Genomic DNA, 3023 nt, shown 5'->3' with positions numbered 1-3023 from the left:
CCCACCGCACCTACCGCGCCCTGTGGGCCGCTCAGCGGCTGTACTGCCGGGCGCGGGGCGCCGCCGCCCTGGCACGCCGGGCGGCCCGCGCGGCCGCCCTCCAGCTGCACTACCGCCTCCAGTTGTGCCTGCCGGTGCGTCCGGACGACGCCGTCTTCGCCGCGTACTGGAACCGCGGCTACACCTGTAGCCCGGCCGCCCTGGAGGCCACCGCACGCGCGCTCGTCCCTGGGCTGCGCACCTCCTGGATCTGCCGCCCCGAGGACGCGCACACCGTGCCCGGGGCCACCCGGGTGCTGCACCCGGGCACGGCCGCCTACTGGACGGCCCTGGCGCGGTCCAAGTACCTCGTCAACAACGTCAACTTCGACCGCCGGCTGGTCAAGAGGCACGGCCAGATCCTGGTGCAGACCCACCACGGGACCCCCTTGAAGACGATGGGGACCGACCTCGTGCACCGTCCGGCGGCGGCCGGGACCATGGACTTCGACCAGTTGCTGCGCAACATCGACAAGTGGGACTTCTCGCTCTCCGCCAACCAGCACTCCACCCTGGTGTGGGAGCGCACCTACCCGGCCGGGTACACCACGCTGGAGTACGGCAGCCCGCGCAACGACGTCTTCCACCGCACCCGCCCCGAGGAGATCGCCCGGCTGCGCGAGCGGCTGGGCGTCCCGGAGGGCAGCACGGCCCTCCTGTACGCCCCGACCCACCGCGACTACCGGCGCGACGGACACCACCCGCTGGACCTCGACCGGTTCGTCCGGGTGCTCGGTCCCCGTTTCGTGGTCCTGGCACGCTCGCACTACCTCGACACGGCCTCCGGGACCACGGCCGGGCGCTCCCTCCATCCGCGGCTCCTCGACGTGAGCGCCCACCCGTCCGTCGAGGAGCTCTGCCTCGCCTCCGACGCACTGGTCACCGACTACTCGTCGCTGATGTTCGACTACGTCAACCTGGACCGCCCCGTCGTCCTGCACCTGGAGGACCGGCGGGCGTACGAGGCGGCGCGCGGTACCTACTTCGACCTGGAGTCCTTCCCGCCGGGGGCGGTCGCCCGCGACCAGGACGAGCTGCACGGGATCTTCGCGACCGACCACTGGCGCGGCCCGCGCTCCGCCCAGCGCCGGGCGGCGTTCCGGGCCCGGTTCTGCCCGTACGACGACGGGCACGCGGCGGAGCGGGTGGTACGCCGGATCTTCCTCGGCGACACGTCGGGGCCGGCGCTGCCCGTGTCCTCGGGCGGCCGGCAGCCCTCGGGAGTACCCCGCCAGGTGACGGTGCGGGAGTACACCAACGGGTGAGGCCGCACGCGGCCCCGGGGCGGCCGGACGCCCCGGGGCCGGCGCGCCGTTCAGCGCTCCAGGAGCGCGAACAGCTCCTCCCAGCGGCGCACGATCTCGGCCTCGGAGAACCGCTGGACACCGGTCCGCGCCCGGTCCCCCATCGCGTCCCGCATCCGGGGGTTGCCGGTGAGCCGCAGCAGCCGGTCGGCGAGGGCGCCGACGTCACCGGCGGGCGCGAGCAGCCCGTCCTGGCCGTCCCGCACGATCTCACGCACCCCCGGGGCGCAGTCGAAGGCCGCGCACGGCACTCCGCTGGCCATCGCCTCCATCAGCGCGAGCGGGAACCCCTCGCCCCGGGAGGACTGGACGAAGACGGAGGAACGGGAGAGCGCCCCGGGCACGTCGTCGGTACGGCCCCTCCACCGCACCGAACCGTCGAGGCCCAGGGCGGTGCACTGCTCCCTGAGGGCCGCCTCGTCCTCGCCCGCCCCGTAGACGTCCAGGGTCCAGTCGGGCCGTCGGGGGGCGACCAGCGCCCAGGTGTCCAGGAGCATGTCGACGCCCTTCTGGTCGGTGAGCCTCCCGATGCTCGCCACCGACTTCCCGGTGCGCGGCGAGGGCACCGCGGGCAGCGCGGCCAGGGCGTTGGGCATGAAGCCCACGTTGTTCATGCCGTCACCGGCCCAGATGTCGGCGTCCTCCTCGGTGAGGACGAGCCAGCGCTCCAGGCCGGCGTAGTGGTTCCTGATCCAGCGGTAGCGGTGGCTCGCCCGCGAGTAGTCGTAGGACTCGTGGCTCATCCCGATGACGGTGAGGCCGGCCGTGTCCGCCTCGCCGACCCACTCCATCGCCCAGACCTGGGTGACGATCACCACCCCTCCCGGCCGTGCGGCCCGGAAGATCCCGGAGAGCCGGTCCACGGCCTGCCGTTTGCGGGCCGCCCGGGCCGCCTCCCGCAGCCGGGACGGGACCCGGAGGCGGTCCCGCACCCCCTTGGGCGACCAGGGCGTCGGCGGGTGCTCCGGGTGCAGCGCGGTGACGGGGTACCCGGGCTCCTCGGGCAGGGCCATCTTCAGCTCGGCGGCGTGCACCCCGATGACGTGCACCCGGTGGCCCTTCTCCCGGAAGAGGTGGGCGGTGCGGTGCGTCCAGCCCGTCACCCCGCCGAGTTCGTCGGTGCTGTTGGCGACGATGAAGACGTCGCGGACGCCGGTCATGGGCGGTCCTCCCCGGTGCGGGTGGTGCGGGACAGGTGCCGGGCGAAGACGGTGTCCACCACGGTGCGTGCAGCGTCCCCCCGGTCGTAGCCGCCGAACTCCTCGGCGAAGGCTGCACGCGCCGCCTGGAAACCCGTGTCGGCGGCCTTGAGGCGCTCCACCACCGCGAACAGCTCGTCCTCGGTCTCGGCCACCGGCCCGGGGGCCTTCTCCCGCAGGTCGAAGTAGCTGCCCCGCTCGGCCGCGTACGCGTCGAGGTCGGGGGCGAACAGGACGATCGGCCGGTCCAGGAGCGCGTAGTCGAACATGATCGACGAGTAGTCGGTGACCAGGACGTCGGCAAGCGCGAGGAGTTCGCCGGTGTCGTGGTGGTCCGAGACGTCCACGACCGTCCCGGGCGGGCAGGCGGGCAGGCTCGCCGCCTCCAGGTAGTGCGCCCGTACCAGGAGCGTGTACCGGTCGCCGAAGCGCTCCGCGAAGCGTGCGGCGTCCAGCGGGAGCCGCCGCCGCCTGCGCCTGC

3 protein-coding genes are annotated in these 3023 nt (G+C 73.8%); 1 reads left to right on the top strand and 2 read right to left on the bottom strand.

Translation table 11 applies throughout. The features are described 5' to 3' along the window. The coding region (locus IH13_RS0118215) for a CDP-glycerol glycerophosphotransferase family protein (RefSeq protein ID WP_031085741.1) at positions 1-1304 on the top strand (1304 nt) is incomplete at its 5' end. Between the two features lie 50 nt (positions 1305-1354). Here the strand turns inward: IH13_RS0118215 and IH13_RS0118210 are convergent. Both IH13_RS0118210 and IH13_RS0118205 read right to left on the bottom strand, forming a co-directional pair. After that, entirely contained in the window at positions 1355-2503 is a 1149-nt protein-coding gene (locus IH13_RS0118210) for a glycosyltransferase (protein ID WP_031085740.1), read from the bottom strand. After that, positions 2500-3023: CDP-glycerol--glycerophosphate glycerophosphotransferase (locus IH13_RS0118205; protein WP_031085738.1), on the bottom strand; the 524-nt coding region annotated here is incomplete at its 5' end. The genes IH13_RS0118205 and IH13_RS0118210, both read right to left, overlap by 4 nt.

Origin of the sequence: Streptomyces sp. NRRL WC-3549 (assembly GCF_000721935.1) — a bacterium.
Lineage (GTDB): Bacteria > Actinomycetota > Actinomycetes > Streptomycetales > Streptomycetaceae > Streptomyces.
This window is presented reverse-complemented; position numbering and strand designations above follow the sequence as displayed.